This is a genomic window from Cohaesibacter sp. CAU 1516, from assembly GCF_005771485.1.
GTDB lineage: Bacteria > Pseudomonadota > Alphaproteobacteria > Rhizobiales > Cohaesibacteraceae > Cohaesibacter > Cohaesibacter intestini.
The window spans coordinates 1-17,409 of the sequence record NZ_VANT01000005.1 but is presented as its reverse complement, the minus strand read 5'-3'; the positions used below and the strand labels follow the sequence as shown (position 1 = coordinate 17,409).

Here is a 17,409-nt window from a genome sequence, read left to right as displayed (position 1 = left end):
GGAAGTTCGAGGAAAATGGTAGTCTTGTAAAACCTGAGTTTGAGGAAATTTCATGACAAAGCAAGGGGCGAATGCGCGCGCGCCACAGTCAGAAACGCGAGCCCCGGTTCGCACAGATTGTCCTTATCGCTGCCCCTCTTCATTCATGTCTATTTCCAGATTGATCCGGTCCGCTGAAAAGCGGGTTTTCGAATATTCGATCGGGCGTCCCTCCAGATCATGGTTGATCGCATGGGTGACCAGCACGATGGCGCCGGGCGTCAGCCGCATGATCCGCACATCATCAACCGTCGCGTGATAGGCCTCAATGATGGTCGAATGCCGAACATAATCTGACAGCCCACACGCCGCAAAAGCCTTGGTCACCGAGCCAAGGGATTGATATTGTTTGGCAAAATCGGGAAACCGCGCTGCATCATACCAGGACGTCGACCGGCTGACCGGAATATCGTCCCCCATTCCGACAGTCCGTGCGCTGAAAACCGGCGCATCAAGCGGCAACCCCAACGCCTCTGCCACATCATGCTTGGCAGCCACGCGGTCACAGCTCACAAGAACCGTGCTGCCCGTCGTGCCCTGTGCCGCCATGCCCGCAGAAAAGCGTGTGCGCTTGGAAATCGGATAGGTCAGGCGATTGGGTTCGATGATGAAGGTGCCGCGCCCCTGTTCGGCCCGCAGGATGCCATCATTGACCAGAGCCGAAATGGCCGAGCGCACCGTATGGCGGTTGACGCCAAATTGCTTGGCCAGCTCCATCTCGGGAGGCAGCTTGCCACTGTCATCCCCAAGACCGGAGGATATGCCCGCCCGGATCGCATCGGCAATCTGTCGCCACAGGGCCACGCCGCTGCGCCGTTCAATCTCGCTTTTCAGGGTCTCGGAAGCCATCAATCGGTCCTTTGATCTTGCCGCCCGGTCTGGTTGGTCCTTTAGCGCGATTGCCCGCCGCAGTCCAGTTCTTGCTTACAGACTTTTGCGTATCTTGCTGGAAAGCGTATGCAATTTGCAATCAGCGCGCCAGAGGGCGCAATGTCCTAAGGACTTTCATCAGTCTTTGATCCCTTCGTCACATAGCTGTCACCATTGGTGCGTAGAGATCGGTTCAAATAGGTTGTCTAGTAAAATAGACAAATTTAAACCCCAGATGCGACGGATCTCCCATGGAAGACAAAAAAAGCTCTCAGGCGACGCCGCAGACGCTCTCCGCCGACCAGCTTGCCCACCAACGCCGACTATCGATTTTGGCCAATGCCCCAAAGCAAGATTTGCTGCAGGCTTGGCTTTCCCTTGAACTGGATCCCGGCTGCGAATTGCTGCGCGGCCCGGAAACTGGCTTGATCGCCCTGCGTGGTCGCATGGGGGGCGGTGGTGCGCCCTTCAATTTTGGTGAAGCCACAGCCACCCGCGCCACCGTGCGGATGGAAAATGGCGCCATCGGCCATGCCATCATGCTCGGCCGCGATGCAGGCAAGGCAAAACTGGCTGCGGTCATCGACGCCATGGCCACGGATCGCGCCACCGCTGATCTGATCGAACGCCAAATCCTGACCCCGTTGGAACAAGCCGCCAAAGAGCGCGACAACCAGAATGCTGCTGAAACGCAGGCCACAAGGGTCAATTTCTTCACCATGGTCAGAGGGGACGATTGATGCAGATCGCACAACCCAACATGCCGAGCCCAAAGGACGCTGCCAAAGCGATGCAGGGCGGTTTGAGTGAGCCAACCCTTCAGACCCAGCGCATTTTCCGCGCCATCATGGATGCCATGGCCCGCCCGGGCACCATCAAGCCAACCAAGACCGATGCGAAACCGCCATCGGGTCTGTGCCCTCTCATAGGTGCTGTACTGGCAACCCTAGCGGATGCCGACACCCCGATTTGGCTGGATGAAGGCCTGAAAACCACACCAGCCGTCACTGATTGGTTGACCTTCCATGTGGGTGCACCATTCGCCGTCGAGCCAGCCCGCGCCACCTTTGCCGTGCTTTCAGATGCGCAAAAGATTGCGTCACTCGACATCTTCGCACAAGGCCAGCAGGACTATCCAGATCGCTCCACTACCTTGATCATAGCCGTTGATGACCTATGCATGGATGGAGACTGGATCCTCTCTGGCCCGGGTATCAAGACCACGACATCGCTTGGTGTCACGCCCATCTCACCACTCTTTCAAGATCAATGGATTGCCAACAACAATCGCTTCCCGCGCGGTGTCGATGTGATCTTTGTTGCCCCGGATGCCATTGCTTGTTTGCCACGCACTACACGGATCAAAAACCAGAAAACGGGAGGCCGCTGATATGTATGTTGCCGTAAAGGGCGGGGAAACCGCCATCAAGGCCGCGCACCAATTGCTGGCCGACCGCCGCCGGGGGGATCGCGATGTCGATGCCCTATCGCTTGACCAAATTTCAGAGCAATTGTCTCTGGCCGTTGATCGGGTGATGAGCGAAGGGGCGCTTTATGATCGCGAACTGGCGTCACTGGCCATCAAACAGGCCCGCGGCGATCTGATCGAAGCCATCTTCCTCACCCGCGCCTACCGCACCACCTTGCCACGCTTTGGCTATTCCGAGCCGATTGACACCAGCGCCATGCAAATCCAGCGCCGCATTTCCGCGACCTTCAAGGATTTGCCCGGTGGCCAGATTCTTGGACCAACCTTTGACTATACCCACCGTTTGCTGGACCCGGCTTTGGCAGGGGACGAGGAAGTCTCAGCCCCCCAAACGGCCGAACTGGCCGATGACGCCGAAGCCATGCCGCGCGTTTCTGATCTGATTGCCGGTGAAGGCCTGATGGAACCCGATGGCGTGCTGCCAGAGGGCAAGCAAGACTGGCCAGAGCCAGGCGACATCACCCGCAAACCGCTCGATTTCCCGCTCACCCGTGACCAGCGCCTCCAAGCCTTGTCCCGTGGCGATGAGGGCTTTTTGTTGGCGCTTGGCTATTCCACCCAGCGCGGCTATGGCCGCAACCACCCCTTCGCTGGCGAAATCCGCATTGGCGAGGTGGATGTTATGGTCGACGTGCCAGAGCTGGGCTTTGCGGTCTCCATTGGTCGCATTCAGGTCAGCGAATGCCAGATGGTCAACCAGTTCAAGGGCTCACGCACCGCGCCACCACAATTCACCCGCGGCTATGGTCTGGTCTTTGGCCAGTCGGAGCGCAAATCCATGTCCATGGCCCTGTGTGACCGCGCCTTGCGGTCCGACGAATTTGGCGAAGACATCATCGCACCAGCGCAGGATGAGGAATTTGTCATTTCCCATTCCGACAATGTGCAGGCCACCGGCTTCGTCGAGCATTTGAAGCTGCCGCACTATGTCGATTTTCAGGCCGAGCTGAAGCTGGTGCGCCAGATGCAGGCCGAATTCTACGCCAACCACAATCCTGATGCCAATCCGGCGCAGGCAGACAGCGATCAGGAGGCGGCACAATGAGCAATAAAGCGAGCATCACGAGCCTTTCCGACCCAAGCGCAATTGCCAATTACAATTTCGCCTATCTCGATGAACAGACCAAGCGGATGATCCGCCGAGCGATCCTCAAGGGCATTGCCATTCCCGGCTATCAGGTGCCCTTTGCCAGCCGCGAAATGCCCATGCCCTATGGCTGGGGCACCGGTGGGGTGCAGGTGACCGCCTCGATCCTTGGGCCAGATGATGTCTTGAAGGTCATCGATCAGGGGTCGGACGATACAACCAACGCGGTCTCCATTCGCGCCTTCTTTGCCAAGATGGCCCGGGTTGAGACCACCACCCAGACCAAAGCGGCCAGCGTCATTCAGACCCGTCACCGTATCCCCGAAGAGCCCTTGAGCGAAGATCAGGTGATTGTCTTTCAGGTGCCAATCCCCGAGCCTCTGCGCTTCCTTGAGCCGCGAGAGACCGAGACCCGCAAAATGCATGCGGTCGAGGATTATGGCCTGATGCATGTGAAGCTCTATGAGGATATCGCCCAGAAGGGGCATATCGCCACCAACTATGCCTATCCGGTCAAAGTGAAGGGGCGCTATGTGATGGATCCGTCGCCGACCCCGAAATTCGACAATCCGAAAATGCATCAGATGGAAGCCCTGCAGCTTTATGGCGCCGGGCGCGAAATGCGCATTTATGCCATCCCGCCCTATACCGATGTCGTCAGCCTCGATTTTGAAGATTATCCCTTTGAAATTCAGGCCTTCGAGGAGCCATGCGCTCTGTGTGGCGGCACAGGCGTCTATCTCGATGAGGTCATTCTCGATGACAAGGGCGAGCGGATGTTTGTCTGCTCCGACAGTGATTATTGCGAAGACCGCCGTGCACAGGGTTTCCGCGGCCCGATGGCACCAGATGCCAACCATGATCAAGAGGTGCCAGCATGAGCCAGCCACACTCCTCCCAATTCCATGGCAAAGAGTTCGAGGCCAAATCCTCGCTGGTTGCCCAGCGCCCGACGGACCTCAATGAAGAGCCTTTGCTGCAGGTCCGCTCGGTCAGCAAATATTATGGCCGACGCGTTGGCTGTGAAGAGATCAGCTTTGATCTCTGGCCCGGCGAAGTGCTGGCCATTGTCGGCGAGTCCGGGTCAGGTAAAACCACCTTGCTCAACTGCATCTCCACCCGCCTGACGCCAACCTCCGGCATGGTCAATTACCGCATGCGCGATGGGGCGATGCGCGAGGTCTTCCGGCTGGGTGAAGCCGAAAAGCGTTTTCTGATGCGCACCGATTGGGGCTTTGTTCATCAAAATCCCGCCGACGGACTGCGCATGACGGTCTCTGCCGGTGCCAATGTCGGCGAAAGGCTGATGGCCATCGGTCAGCGCCATTATGGCGATATCCGCCAGACCGCGACCGATTGGCTCGAACAGGTGGAAATCTCCGCCGATCGCATCGACGACGAACCTCGCGCCTTTTCCGGCGGTATGCGCCAGCGCCTGCAGATCGCCCGCAATCTGGTCACCGGTCCGCGTCTCATCTTTATGGATGAACCAACCGGCGGTCTCGATGTGTCGGTACAGGCTCGGTTGCTCGATTTGATGCGCGGTCTGGTGGCCGAATTGGGGCTGGCGGCGATTGTCGTCACCCACGATCTGGCAGTCGCCCGTCTGCTGTCCCACCGCATGGTGGTGATGAAAGGTGGCCGGGTCATCGAAACCGGTCTCACCGATCGGGTGCTGGATGATCCGCAAGCGCCTTACACCCAGCTACTCATTTCTTCCATCCTGCAGGTCTAGAAAGGCTCGATTGATGACGTCTCCCAACCATGAGATGAAGGCAACGCCGTTGATCGTCACCAACGTTGCCAAAAGCTTCGTCATGCATTTGCGTGGCTCGATCACCATTCCCGTGGTCTCGCGGGTCAATCTGGTGCTCCATGCGGGCCAATGCGCCGTGCTCGGTGGCCCGTCCGGGGTTGGCAAAAGCTCGATCCTGAAAATGATTTACGGCAATTACGCGGTCAATCAGGGCCAGATCCTGACCTGTCACCGTGACAAGATGGTGGATCTTGCCACCGCCGATCCGCGCACCATCCTGTCGGTCCGCCGCGAAACCATCGGCTATGTCAGCCAGTTTTTGCGCGCCATGCCCCGTGTCTCGGCCATGGATGTCGCAGCCGAGCCGCTGGTTGCCCAAGGCGCGGATGTGGCGGAAGCCCGCGAGCGGGCCTGCGCGATGCTTGCGCGGCTCAATCTGCCTGAAAAGCTCTGGCAACTTCCGCCTGCCACTTTCTCCGGTGGCGAACAGCAAAGGGTCAACATTGCCCGTGGTTTCCTCACCGATCACCCGATCCTGCTGCTTGATGAGCCAACGGCCTCGCTTGATGCCGCCAACCGCGCGATTGTCATTGATCTGATCGAAGAAAAGAAAGCCAAGAATGTCGCACTGCTCGGCATTTTTCACGATGCCGATGTTCGTGACGCCATCGCGGACCAGATCATTGATGTCTCGAGCTTTGCCACCAATGCCCAACTGCAGACAGAGCAAGCCAGAGACAATCTGGTCGGAGCCACAAGCGCATAAGGAACGATCATGCCGGACCACCTGACCAATAAAACCCGCCTTGGTGTCGACCCTTTGATCCATGAGACAGCCAAAGTCAGCGACAGCCTGCTTGGTCGTTACACGGAGGTCGCCGACCGTAGCCGCATCGCCGAGACGACCATGGGCGACTATTCCTATGTGATGCTGGATTGCGACATATGGCATGCAGAGATTGGCAAGTTTGCCAATATCGCCAATGCGGTGCGCATCAATGCCACCAATCACCCCACATGGCGTGCCACCCAGCATCATTTTACCTATCGCGCGTCAGACTATTTTGCGGATGCAGATATGGATCAGGACTTTTTCGCCTGGCGTCGCGATAACAAGGTCCGGATCGACCACGATGTCTGGATCGGTCATGGGGCAACCATCCTGCCCGGTGTGCGCGTTGGTCATGGGGCGGTGATCGGGGCAGGGGCGGTGGTCTCAAAAGACGTGCCTGATTATGCCATCGTCGGTGGCGTACCTGCCCGCCTCATCCGCGAACGCTTCCCTCTAGAGATCGCCAAACGTTTGATTGCATTGGCTTGGTGGGACTGGCCCCACGAGGATTTGCGCGCTGCGCTGGAAGATTTTCGCAATCTTCAAATTGATGCGTTTTTGGCGCGTTACGAGCGCTGATTGCAACGGCATTATTCCTGATCAAACGGCTATTTGTTTTGAAGGTTTATCCGCAGGAAAGCATCGCCTGTCACACAACTGAAACATGCTTTACATGCGCCTTTCACAAAGAATTCGTAGATGTTCGCCAGATCGAAACGAACAATTCAAAGCGCATTGCTTGGCGCTTGCGGGAGAAAACCAGATGCTGGAATTGACCAATGTGACACGCCGCTTCGGCACCAATACAGCCGTTGACTCCGTCACAGTGACCATTCCACAAGGCCAGATGGTTGGGATCATTGGACGCTCTGGGGCGGGCAAGTCGACCCTGTTGCGGATGATCAACCGCCTCATTGACCCGTCCGAAGGCGCGATCTCCTGTGATGACAAAAAGGTCTCGTCGATCAAGGGGCGTGAGTTGCGCGATTGGCAGCGCGATTGCGCCATGATCTTCCAGCAGTTCAATCTGGTGCCACGGCTCGACGTGTTGACCAACGTGCTGTTGGGCCGTCTCAATCATCGCAACACGCTGCTTAATCTGTTTAACATCTTTACAAGGCAAGAGCGGGCCGAAGCCCTGATCGCACTTGAGCGACTGGGCATTGAGCAAACCGCCTTGCAGCGGGCAGGGACCTTGTCCGGTGGTCAGCAGCAGCGTGTCGCCATTGCGCGCGCCTTGATGCAGAGTCCCAAGGTCATCTTGGCAGACGAGCCGATTGCATCCCTTGATCCGCTCAATGCGCAGATCGTGATGGACAGCCTCAAGGATATCAATGAGCGGGACGGCATCACGGTGGTGACCAATCTGCATACCCTTGATACGGCGCGTGCCTACTGTCAGCGGATCATCGGCATGTATCAGGGCCGTGTGGTGTTCGATGGCCCATCCTCTGAGCTGACCAATGATGCGGTGAAGATGATTTACGGCTCTTTGGAAGATGCCGAAATCTCCGAAGCCATCACTTCGACCTCCATCAAGGAATCTTTCGAGCCAGCCGTCGCCCCGGTCGCGTCAATGGCTGCAGCCGAGATCGCTTCGCCAGCGTGAATAGGCCAACAGTGAACGAACCAAAAATCTTCGATTTAACAACAGGGATGACACCGGCTAAGCCGGTTGAAACCAGGAGACACGAACATGTTTAAAAAAGCAATTCTTGCCGCCGTTTCCGTGGCTGCTCTGGCAGCCGGTGCCGCTGCGCCTTCCTTTGCCGCTGAAAAAGAATTCCGCATCGGCATTTTGGGTGGTGAAAACGAAGCGGACCGTCTGCGCAACTTCCAGTGCCTCGTTGATGCCCTGCCTGCTGCCATCGGCGTTGAAAAGGTTTCCCTTTTCCCCGCTGCCGACTATGACGGCGTGATTCAGGGCCTGCTCGGCGGCACCCTTGATTATGCAGAGCTTGGCGCTTCCGGCTATGCCAAAGTGTATTTGAAAGATCCAAAGGCCGTTGAGCCAATCCTGACCACCGTTCAGACCGATGGGTCGACCGGCTACTATTCCGTCATGGTTGCTCGCAAGGATTCCGGCATGTCCAAGCTGGAAGACATGAAGGGCAAAAAACTCGGTTTCGCCGATCCGGATTCCACCTCCGGTTTCCTTGTCCCATCTGTCACCCTGCCTGCTGCTATTGGTGGTCAGATCAAGGAATATTTCGGTGACACCGGCTTTGGCGGTGGTCATGAAAACCTTGTTCTCGAAGTGGTCAAAGGCAACTTCGATGCTGGCACCACCTGGTCTTCCGGCGTTGGCAAATTCGAAGATGGTTACACCTCTGGCAACCTGAAGAAAATGGTCGATAAAGGCATCCTCGACATGGGTGATCTGGTTCAGCTGTGGCAGTCCCCACTGATCCCGAATGGCCCGATCGTTGTGCGCTCGACCCTCAGCGACGACACCAAAGCCAAATTCAAAGCCTTCATGATGGCTCTGCCAGAATCCAACCAGGATTGCTTCTCTGCCATCCAGGGCGGCGATTACAAAGGCTTCACCGAAGTCAATGAAGAGTTCTACCAAGCCATCATTGCTGCTCGTAAGGCAAAAATCGGTTCTTAACTGGATCGCATTCTCAAAGCTTTGAGAATGGATGACTGGAAATGAAATGATGGGTGCGGAGCATGTCCGGACCCATCGCAACTCTCAAATGCACATCAGGTGGATGAAGAGGCTGGCAACAATCAGGCAGATGCCTGATTGCGCTTTTCCTTTTGTGCGATGGCATCAGCGGCTCAGCTGATCGTTCGGCAACCATCTCCAGTTTTGTGCGCTGATCCGGAACCAGCTCGCTGACCATCTAGGCGAGACTGCTCTGGACGCTTTTTCTTTAGTTCGGTGAAGACATGACAAACATGACGCCCACGATCCCCTTGTCGGAAAGCAACAAGACTGTTGAGCGCCATTGGCAGGACCTCAACCGCAAGCGCCGCACCTACACCCTGTTGTCGGTTGGGATATTGCTGGTCGCCTTGCTTTCCTCGCTCTGGTTCGCCAACGAAACCAATGCGGGTAAGTTCTTCGACCGATTGCCTTACTTTTTCGATTTCTTTTTGGATATGGTGCCCCGCGACGGACTAGAGATCTGGCGTGCCTTGTTTGATCTCGACACGCCTTACGCGGACGGATCGTTGAAATACAACTATCCCGAAGGTCGGATCTATCTGACCGAAAGCCTCTATCTGCCGGAATATTTCTACAAGATGCTGGAGACGATCAACATCGCGATCGTCTCAACCCTGATCGGCTTCTTTTTCGGCTTTATTCTTTGCTTCCTTGCTGCATCGAACCTCACCACCCGGAAATGGCTGCGCTTCGTGGTGCGTCGCATCCTTGAAGTTCTGCGCGCCTTCCCGGAGATTGTGATTGCAGGCTTCTTTGTCGCGGTGCTGACCCTTGGTGCAATCCCGGCGATGATCGCTGTGTCGATCCATACCATCGGCTCGCTTGGCAAGATGTTCTTTGAGGTGGTTGAGAATGCTGACATGAAGGCCGACGAGGGCTTGCGGGCGGTAGGCGGCAGCTGGGTCGAGCGGGTCTGGTTCGGCATCGTGCCGCAGATCCTGCCCAACTTCCTGTCCTACGGATTGCTGCGCCTCGAAATCAATGTCCGCGCCTCCACCATCATCGGTGCCGTTGGCGGCGGTGGCATCGGAGAAGCCTTGCGTCTTTCCATTTCCCGTGGCCATGAAGCCAAGACCTTGGCCATCGTCCTGCTCCTGTTTGTCACGATCATCGCCATCGACCAATTTTCCGCATGGCTTCGCAAGAAGATTGTCGGTGATCAGGCCTTCGCCTTTGGCGGCAGCATTTAAGAGGAGACAAGACAATGACCACTTTAACCGCTTCTCAGCTCGACGCCGTTATGACCCGCCATCCGGACGTTTTTAGAGCCAACTGGGTGAAACGTTTTCGCGGCTGGATCATTTCGGTCGGCATCATTGTCTATCTGATCTTTGCTTGGCAGTTTTTCCAGATCGGGCAGGTCCTGAACAATGGCAACTGGGGCATTGCCGGTTCCTATCTTGCCGATTGGGTGTCCTATGAAGTGCGCCCGGATGTCGAGTTTGATGATGGCTTCATCAAGGTCGAGTTTCCACGTTTCTCGCCCTTGGGTAAGGACCCGCATCCAAGCTGGATTACCGAGACCCGCAAGATCATCGATATCAAACCGGCAAAAGCAGAAGAGACAAATACCGCAGCAAAACCCGCCGAGGCCTTCAGCTTCATGGCGCCGGGGGCTGGCACAGCGGACAATCCGGTTGCTCCGGCCAAGACACCGGCAAAGGAACCCGTGATCAGCTTCATGGCCCCAAGCGCACCAACCGCCACCAATCCGGCAACGCCGAGCGCGACGACCACCATCGAAGCCAAACCAGAACGCCGCGAAGAAACGGTCTATGCCGAAGTCGCCATCGGCTCCGGTGTGGTTCAAGTTGAACCGGATCTTGTCACCCTTGTGCGCGGTGAGGAGACCCTTGTCATTGACATTGTCCAGGATGAACGCGTGCGGGCGCGTGGGGCGCTTCCAGACTGGGCCACGCAGAAATATGAAGATGGTAAGATCATCGCCCAGTTTGGGGTTGACGGCCGCATTGAGGTTGAAAATGACGAGGTGAAAATCCGCCGCCGCTTCCTTGGTTGGGAGAATTTCATCTTCGACACCAATTCACCTTACTGGAACAAGAGCTTTGGCGAAGTGATGGCGCTGATCTCCTCCGGCGATCGGATCAAACCCGAGATGTCCAACCTGTCGCTGGCTATGGACAACATCATCAACAATGCGGAATGGCAACATGGAGATGTCTGGATCAAGCTGCTGCAAACCATCGTCATGGCCTTTGTCGGGACTTTGTTCGCGACGTTTCTGGCCTTTCCGATGGCCTTTCTCGCCGCGCGCAACATCACCCCGAACCGTCTTGGCAACCAGTTGATCAAACGTCTGTTCGACTTCCTGCGCTCGGTGGACATGTTGATTTGGGCTTTGTTCTTCACCCGAGCCTTTGGTCCGGGGCCTCTTGCGGGCATGTCGGCCATCTTCTTCACCGATACTGGTACGCTGGGCAAACTCTATTCCGAAGCGCTGGAAAATATCGACGACAAACAGCGTGAGGGTGTCAAGTCGCTGGGGGCCAATCCGGTGCTGGTTCAGCGCTATGGGGTGGTGCCGCAGGTTCTGCCGGTCTTTCTGTCCCAGTCGCTCTATTTCTGGGAATCCAACACCCGCTCGGCCACCATCATCGGCGCTGTCGGGGCAGGGGGCATCGGCCTCAAACTGTGGGAAGCCATGCGCACCAATCAGGATTGGGAGAATGTGTTCTACATGGTTATCCTTATCCTTATTGTTGTCTATGTCTTCGATAATATTTCAGGAAAGCTGCGTGCCATGCTCACCAAAAGCTAGGCACCGGCTGCCCGCCGCCTGAAGACTCATCCAAAGCCCCAAAGGAAACCGCTGTGCCGCGCTACGCTCTCTTCTTCGCTCCACCAAAAGATGATCCTCTGACCGAAGCTGCCGCAATCTGGCTCGGTCGGGATGCCTTTGGTGGTGGCGACATTGATCGTCCTTCTCTGATGGACGGACAGTCGCGTGAGGCCTTTGATGCCATGACAGCCTCTCCGCGACGCTATGGGTTTCATGGCACACTGAAAGCCCCCTTTGAACTGGCACCGGGCACCAGCATCGATCAACTCGTACAGGCACTCGATACCTATGCGGCGGGCCTGAAATCCTTCACGCTGCCAATGTTCGAGGTCGGGCGGCTTGGTCCTTTCTTTGCCCTGCGCACAGAACGCCCAAGCGATGATCTCAAGGCACTGGCCTCCAGTCTGGTGCGCGACTTTGATCCCTTTCGCGCACCGCTCGATGCCCATGACATTGCCCGCCGCAAGCCCGAAAGGCTAAGCGACAGCCAGCGGGACAATCTGATGACTTGGGGCTATCCCTATATCTTTGATGATTTTCGCTTCCACATGACCCTGTCTGACCCGATCTCCGAGGAGTTGGCGGACCGGTTCGAACAGGCGGCCAATCGTCATTTTGAAACTGTCCTGAGGGTTCCTCAATCCGTCTCGGCCCTCTCGCTGTTTGTTGAGGCTGAGCGCGGTGCACCCTTCAAGGTGCTTCACCAGTTTCCTCTTGGTTCTGGCTCAGCCTGACGCCAAGGGATCGCGCCATTTGTGGCTGCCGATTTGTTCAATGCGGGTGACCTTGCCCCACTTAGGAAAGACGTTCGACATGAACCGAGACCTCATTTTAAAAGACGCGCAAATCGTACTGAAAGACGAAATCCTGCGCGGCCATGTCCATGTCAAGGACGGCATCATCTGCGATATCTCGGAAGGTGAGCTGCCGGAGCCATTGGAAAGCATGGCTTATGATCTGCAAGGCGATTATTTGCTGCCGGGCTTTGTTGAGCTGCATACCGACCATGTGGAAGGCCATTATGCCCCGCGTCCGAAAGTCCGCTGGAACCCGATGGCTGCGGTGTTGGCCCATGATGCCCAGATTGCCTCTTCCGGCATCACCACCGTGTTTGATGCCTTGCGTGTGGGGCTCGATTCCGATGCCGACCTGACCTACGAGGACATGAAAGCCCTTGCTGACGCCTTCCATCGCGGTGTCGAGGAAGACACATTGCGGGCCGATCACTTCCTGCACTTGCGTTGCGAAGTCTCTGCCGACGACTGTATCACCGCCTTCCATCAGTTTGATAATTACCCGTTGGTCAAGCTGATTTCTGTGATGGACCATGCGCCGGGGCAGCGTCAATTTGCCCAGCTTGAGGCCTATGCGATCTATTACAAAGGCAAGCTGAAAATGACGGATGATGAATTTGATCTGTTCTGTCAGCGCCGAATGGAAGCCTCTGCCCGCAACTCCGACAAACACCGCAATGCCATCGCCGAAATTTGTCAGCAAAGGGGCCTGATCCTTGCCTCTCACGATGACGCGACCATTGCTCATGTCGAGGAGGCAATCGCCCAGGATATTCACGTTGCGGAGTTCCCGACCACCATGGAAGCGGCCAAGGCGTCCCATGACGCAGGTCTTGCTGTTCTGATGGGGGCACCAAATGTTGTGCGTGGCGGTTCACATTCTGGGAATATCGCTGCGGCAGACTTGGTCAAAGAAAGGGTTTTGGATATTCTCTCTTCAGACTATATTCCGATGTCACTGGTTCAGGCCGCCTTCATGCTTGCCGATGACGATCACGCCATCTCGTTGCCGGAATCTGTGCGTATGATCACCCACAATCCGGCTCAGGCTACGGGTTTGGATGATCGCGGTGCTATTGAAATCGGCAAACGGGGCGATCTGGTTCATGTCCGCAAATCGGGCAACACGCCAGTGATCCGGCAGGTCTGGCGCAAGGGACAACGCATTGTCTGAGTGCGATGACAATTGAGAATGCAAGATGAGGGAAGGGTACGGAGATCGCAATGAACGAGCTTGGCATGCATGACCTGAGTGAAGCAGGATATGGCACGCTTGTGTTGCTGGTGGGGCCTAGTGGCTCTGGCAAGGACAGTGTGCTGAACTATGCCAGAGAAACCTTGAAAGATGATCCTCGCATTCTCTTCGTCCGTCGCTGTATCACCCGATCAAATGGCGATCCCAGCGAAGATCATGAAAGCATGAGCGTTGCGGCTTTCCAGAAGGCGGAAATGCAAGGGCAATTCGTCATTTCCTGGGGTGCGCACGGACTCTATTATGGTCTGCCAGCCAGTTTGCTCGCTCATTTGCAGACTGGCGGTGTGGCCATTGCCAATGGCTCACGCAAGACCATACCGGTGCTGCGCGACCAGTTTCCCCATTTCCATGTGATCAATCTGACGGTTGAACCTGACATTCTGGTCCAGCGATTGTCTGCCCGCGGGCGGGAAAATGCAGATGAGATCCGTCAGCGCATCGCGCGGACCAAGAAGCTTGAAGCCGAAGATCTGTTTGACGAGGAAACCATTCATCTCGACAATTCCGGTGACATTGAAGCTGCCGGTCAAGTCTTCGTTGATATGTTGCTGGACTGGGCGGAGAATCCTGCCTGATCGCCCAATCTGTTGGAAAATGCTCCATCTGGAGTGGCGCTGCATTTTGCTACAATTTGGTTTAAATTGCTCCAGCAGGGTTATCGATTGCGAAGCTCTGTCTTCAAGATGCCGATTTCAAACCTTTTTACCAGATGCGAGCTTGCCTATAATGATGCGATCCAAACGCGCCCGATGCTATCTAGCATGACGGCGTTCACTGTTCCGCATCAGGAGGCACCGACGATGGTCAGTAACACGATGCTCGCCTATTTTGCTGCCTTGTTTGGCGTTCTGGCGATGATTGCTCCGCTGTTGAGCACCCCGGTTTCCCGCTTTGTTTTTGGTTCGGTGCTTGGCATCGTCGTCACCACCACCTGGCCTGTCGCCAAGATCCTGTTTGGTTAAGGCGCTCCAGGTCTGTCGCTCATTTGTGCTTCTACAACTGATGCCGCATACCGAAGCCTTGCGAAAAATGCTATTCTGTATAGCGGAAAGACCTTCCATGGCTTTGCATGACGTGAAGCCGATAGCGCGCTCTCCGCACGCGCTTAAATCCTAGTCTCACGCCCCAAGCATTCGGAAGGAAACAACGCCAACGTGAGGAGATTGGGTTATGAACAAAACAAGAACTCTTGTGTTGGATTTCAGACATCTCAGACGTGACGATGTCTCCATCGTTGGCGGCAAGAATGCGTCACTTGGTGAAATGATATCGCAACTTGCAGCAGAGGGCATTGCAGTCCCGTCAGGCTTTGCAACCAGCGCCGATGCCTATTGGTCCTATGTAGAATTCAACAATATTCGCAGCAAGATGGCCAACTGTCTCGATGAATGGCAGTCGGGCAAGACCTGCTTGGCTGAGACCGGGCGCGCCGTTCGGGACCTGTTCCTGCGCGGTGACTGGCCTCAGGATGTCGCGCAGTCAATCACGACTGCCTATCGAGGGCTGGAACGCGAAGCAGGACAGGATGATCTTTCGGTTGCCGTGCGCTCAAGTGCCACGGCAGAAGATCTGCCAGACGCCAGTTTTGCCGGCCAACAGGAAACCTTCCTCAATGTTCAGGGGGCCGATGCGGTTCTGCGTGCCTGCCGCCGTTGCTATGCTTCACTCTTTACCGACCGGGCCCTAAGCTATCGGCAACTGAATGGCTTTGATCACATGAAGGTTGCGCTCTCCATCGGTGTTCAGCGCATGGTCCGCACCGATCTGGGCAGTTCAGGCGTGATGTTCTCCATCGATACTGACACCGGCTTTGACAAGGTGGTGCTGATCAATGCCGCATGGGGCCTGGGGGAAAATGTCGTACAGGGCGCCGTTGACCCGGATGAATACCAGCTCTTCAAACCTTTCCTTGCAGATGAAAGGGTGACGCCGGTCATTGAGCGCAGAAAGGGTGAGAAGGCCATCAAGATGGTCTTTGGCGACGCCGAGCATCCAACCCGCAACGTGTCCACTTCGCGCAAGGAACGCGATGCCTATGTCCTTGGTGATGATGACCTGTTGCAGCTTGCCCGCTGGGCGGTTCAGATCGAGAAGCACTATGGTTGTGCCATGGATATGGAATGGGGCAAGGATGGCCTGACGGGCGAGCTGTTCATCCTGCAGGCCCGACCGGAAACCATCCAGTCCCGCCGCGAAGGCAACAGCATCAAGACCTATAGCCTCAGCGAGCGCGGTGAAGTCCTGTGCAAGGGACTGGCCATTGGGGACGGGGCAGTCACCGGTCGAATATGTCTGATCGAAAGCGCCAAGGATATCGATCGCTTTGTCGATGGTTCGATTTTGGTGACTGAAATCACCGACCCGGACTGGACCCCGGTGATGAAACGAGCCGCTGCCATTATCACCGACCATGGAGGGCGCACATCCCACGCTGCGATCGTCAGTCGCGAGCTTGGGCTGCCTGCCGTCGTCGGGGTGGGCAATGCCACCTATCTGCTCCACGATGGGCAGGATGTCACGGTGTCCTGCGCCGAGGGCGACGAAGGCATCGTCTATGCCGGCACTGCCACGATTGAAGCAAGCGAACTCGACATGTCGAGCCTGCCGGAAACCAAAACCCAGATCATGCTCAATCTGGCCAATCCCGGCACTGCCTTGCGCTGGTGGCGGTTGCCATCTGACGGCATCGGGCTGGCGCGGATGGAGTTTGTGGTCAGCAACACCATTAAGGTCCATCCAATGGCTTTGGTGAATTTTGACCAACTTAAAAGTGAGGAAGAACGGGCCCGGATCGAAACGCTGACAGCGGATTATACCGACAAGAAAGACTATTTCGTCGACAATCTCGCGCGCGGCCTTGCCCGTCTGTGTGCGGTGGCGCATCCCAAACCGATTATCATCCGGATGAGTGACTTCAAATCCAATGAATATGCTGGTCTGCTCGGCGGGCGCCAGTTCGAACTGGACGAAGAAAATCCGATGATCGGCTTCCGTGGTGCCAGCCGTTACTATTCCCCACGCTATCGGCAGGGCTTTGAACTGGAATGCCAAGCCATCAAGCGCCTGCGGGACGAGCTCGGCTTCACCAATGCCGTGGTGATGATTCCCTTCTGCCGCACGGTTGAGGAGGCAATCAAGGTGCTCGGCGTTATGGCTGACAACGGCCTCAAACGTGGTGATAAGGGACTGGAAGTCTATGTCATGTGCGAAATTCCAAGCAACGTCATCCTTGCGGCTGACTATGCCGATCATTTCGACGGCTTCTCCATTGGATCGAATGACTTGACCCAGTTGACCCTTGGTGTTGATCGGGATTCAGAGTTGCTCTCGGGCCTGTTTGACGAACAGAATGCGGCGGTCAAGTGGATGATCCGCCATGTCATTGAAGAGGCACGTGAAAAAGGATGCAAGGTTGGTCTTTGTGGTCAAGCGCCAAGTGATCATCCTGAATTTGCCGACTTCCTGGTTGAATGCGGCATATCCTCGATTTCGGTCACGCCAGACAGCTTCCTCGCGGTCAAACTGCAAGTGGCGCAAAGTGAGCAGAAGGGACAGGAAGCCCAAGGCGCAGCATAACGATGCGTTGTACGCACAGGAAAACCCGGAGCGGGCAGATCGCTGGCAATGTAAGGGAGAAGTGGCTGGGGATCCTGGACTCGAACCAGGACCGACGGAGTCAGAGTCCGCTGTTCTACCATTAAACTAATCCCCAGCAATTACAAAGGCTTAAGCCTATGTTTTACAAGATTTGGTAGAATGTTTTACAAATCGTTGGTGGACGCGTTCTAGCTCTGTCCTTTTGGGCGGTCAAGG

Annotated in this window: 17 protein-coding genes and 1 tRNA gene; 16 read left to right on the top strand and 2 right to left on the bottom strand. The window is 56.1% G+C overall.

What is annotated here, in order from left to right; genetic code table 11:
* Positions 1-123: 123 nt before the first annotated feature.
* On the bottom strand, positions 124-888 hold the full coding sequence (gene phnF / locus FDK21_RS13450; protein ID WP_138149063.1) for a phosphonate metabolism transcriptional regulator PhnF: 765 nt from the start codon (positions 886-888) through the stop codon (positions 124-126).
* A gap of 272 nt (positions 889-1,160) precedes the next feature.
* On the opposite strand from phnF, the gene phnG reads away from it, so the two are divergent.
* The 16 genes from phnG to ppsA all read left to right on the top strand — a co-directional run bounded on the left by phnG (position 1,161) and on the right by ppsA (position 17,172).
* Positions 1,161-1,649: a phosphonate C-P lyase system protein PhnG gene (gene phnG / locus FDK21_RS13445; protein ID WP_138149061.1), complete on the top strand. Its 489-nt coding sequence runs from the start codon at positions 1,161-1,163 to the stop codon at positions 1,647-1,649.
* The gene (gene phnH / locus FDK21_RS13440; protein ID WP_246657579.1) at positions 1,649-2,299 is read left to right on the top strand and encodes a phosphonate C-P lyase system protein PhnH; all 651 of its coding nucleotides are present in this window, start codon (positions 1,649-1,651) and stop codon (positions 2,297-2,299) included. The genes phnG and phnH overlap by 1 nt, the downstream gene beginning before the upstream one ends.
* Position 2,300: 1 nt before the next feature.
* A complete protein-coding gene (locus tag FDK21_RS13435) occupies positions 2,301-3,443 on the top strand; it encodes a carbon-phosphorus lyase complex subunit PhnI (RefSeq protein WP_138149059.1) in 1,143 nt (380 codons plus the stop codon).
* On the top strand, positions 3,440-4,366 hold the full coding sequence (locus FDK21_RS13430; protein WP_138149057.1) for an alpha-D-ribose 1-methylphosphonate 5-phosphate C-P-lyase PhnJ: 927 nt from the start codon (positions 3,440-3,442) through the stop codon (positions 4,364-4,366). The genes FDK21_RS13435 and FDK21_RS13430 overlap by 4 nt, the downstream gene beginning before the upstream one ends.
* Positions 4,363-5,220, top strand: a complete 858-nt coding sequence (gene phnK / locus FDK21_RS13425; RefSeq protein ID WP_138149055.1) for a phosphonate C-P lyase system protein PhnK — start codon at positions 4,363-4,365, stop codon at positions 5,218-5,220. Before FDK21_RS13430 ends, phnK begins: the two co-directional genes overlap by 4 nt.
* Before the next feature lie 13 nt (positions 5,221-5,233).
* Entirely contained in the window at positions 5,234-6,007 is a 774-nt protein-coding gene (gene phnL, locus FDK21_RS13420) for a phosphonate C-P lyase system protein PhnL (RefSeq protein WP_138149053.1), read from the top strand.
* Between the two features lie 9 nt (positions 6,008-6,016).
* Positions 6,017-6,652 (top strand): acetyltransferase, encoded by a 636-nt coding sequence (locus FDK21_RS13415; RefSeq protein ID WP_138149051.1) that lies wholly within the window; start codon positions 6,017-6,019, stop codon positions 6,650-6,652.
* A 184-nt stretch (positions 6,653-6,836) separates the two neighbouring features.
* Entirely contained in the window at positions 6,837-7,682 is an 846-nt protein-coding gene (gene phnC / locus FDK21_RS13410) for a phosphonate ABC transporter ATP-binding protein (protein ID WP_114010247.1), read from the top strand.
* Between the two features lie 87 nt (positions 7,683-7,769).
* Entirely contained in the window at positions 7,770-8,684 is a 915-nt protein-coding gene (gene phnD, locus FDK21_RS13405; RefSeq protein WP_138149049.1) for a phosphonate ABC transporter substrate-binding protein, read from the top strand.
* A 284-nt stretch (positions 8,685-8,968) separates the two neighbouring features.
* On the top strand, positions 8,969-9,937 hold the full coding sequence (gene phnE, locus FDK21_RS13400) for a phosphonate ABC transporter, permease protein PhnE (RefSeq protein ID WP_114010250.1): 969 nt from the start codon (positions 8,969-8,971) through the stop codon (positions 9,935-9,937).
* Between the two features lie 14 nt (positions 9,938-9,951).
* The gene (gene phnE / locus FDK21_RS13395) at positions 9,952-11,526 is read left to right on the top strand and encodes a phosphonate ABC transporter, permease protein PhnE (protein ID WP_138149047.1); all 1,575 of its coding nucleotides are present in this window, start codon (positions 9,952-9,954) and stop codon (positions 11,524-11,526) included.
* 53 nt (positions 11,527-11,579) lie between these two features.
* On the top strand, positions 11,580-12,281 hold the full coding sequence (locus tag FDK21_RS13390; protein WP_138149045.1) for a DUF1045 domain-containing protein: 702 nt from the start codon (positions 11,580-11,582) through the stop codon (positions 12,279-12,281).
* A 79-nt stretch (positions 12,282-12,360) separates the two neighbouring features.
* The gene (locus FDK21_RS13385) at positions 12,361-13,515 is read left to right on the top strand and encodes an alpha-D-ribose 1-methylphosphonate 5-triphosphate diphosphatase (protein ID WP_114010252.1); all 1,155 of its coding nucleotides are present in this window, start codon (positions 12,361-12,363) and stop codon (positions 13,513-13,515) included.
* Between the two features lie 50 nt (positions 13,516-13,565).
* Positions 13,566-14,171, top strand: coding sequence for a phosphonate metabolism protein/1,5-bisphosphokinase (PRPP-forming) PhnN (gene phnN, locus FDK21_RS13380; protein WP_114010253.1), 606 nt, complete (start codon positions 13,566-13,568; stop codon positions 14,169-14,171).
* A 225-nt stretch (positions 14,172-14,396) separates the two neighbouring features.
* Positions 14,397-14,558: a hypothetical protein gene (locus tag FDK21_RS20660; protein ID WP_157967713.1), complete on the top strand. Its 162-nt coding sequence runs from the start codon at positions 14,397-14,399 to the stop codon at positions 14,556-14,558.
* Between the two features lie 208 nt (positions 14,559-14,766).
* Entirely contained in the window at positions 14,767-17,172 is a 2,406-nt protein-coding gene (ppsA, locus tag FDK21_RS13375) for a phosphoenolpyruvate synthase (RefSeq protein ID WP_138149043.1), read from the top strand.
* 62 nt (positions 17,173-17,234) lie between these two features.
* Here ppsA and FDK21_RS13370 read toward each other — a convergent pair.
* A tRNA-Gln gene (locus FDK21_RS13370) sits at positions 17,235-17,308 on the bottom strand.
* Between the last annotated feature and the right edge of the window lie 101 nt (positions 17,309-17,409).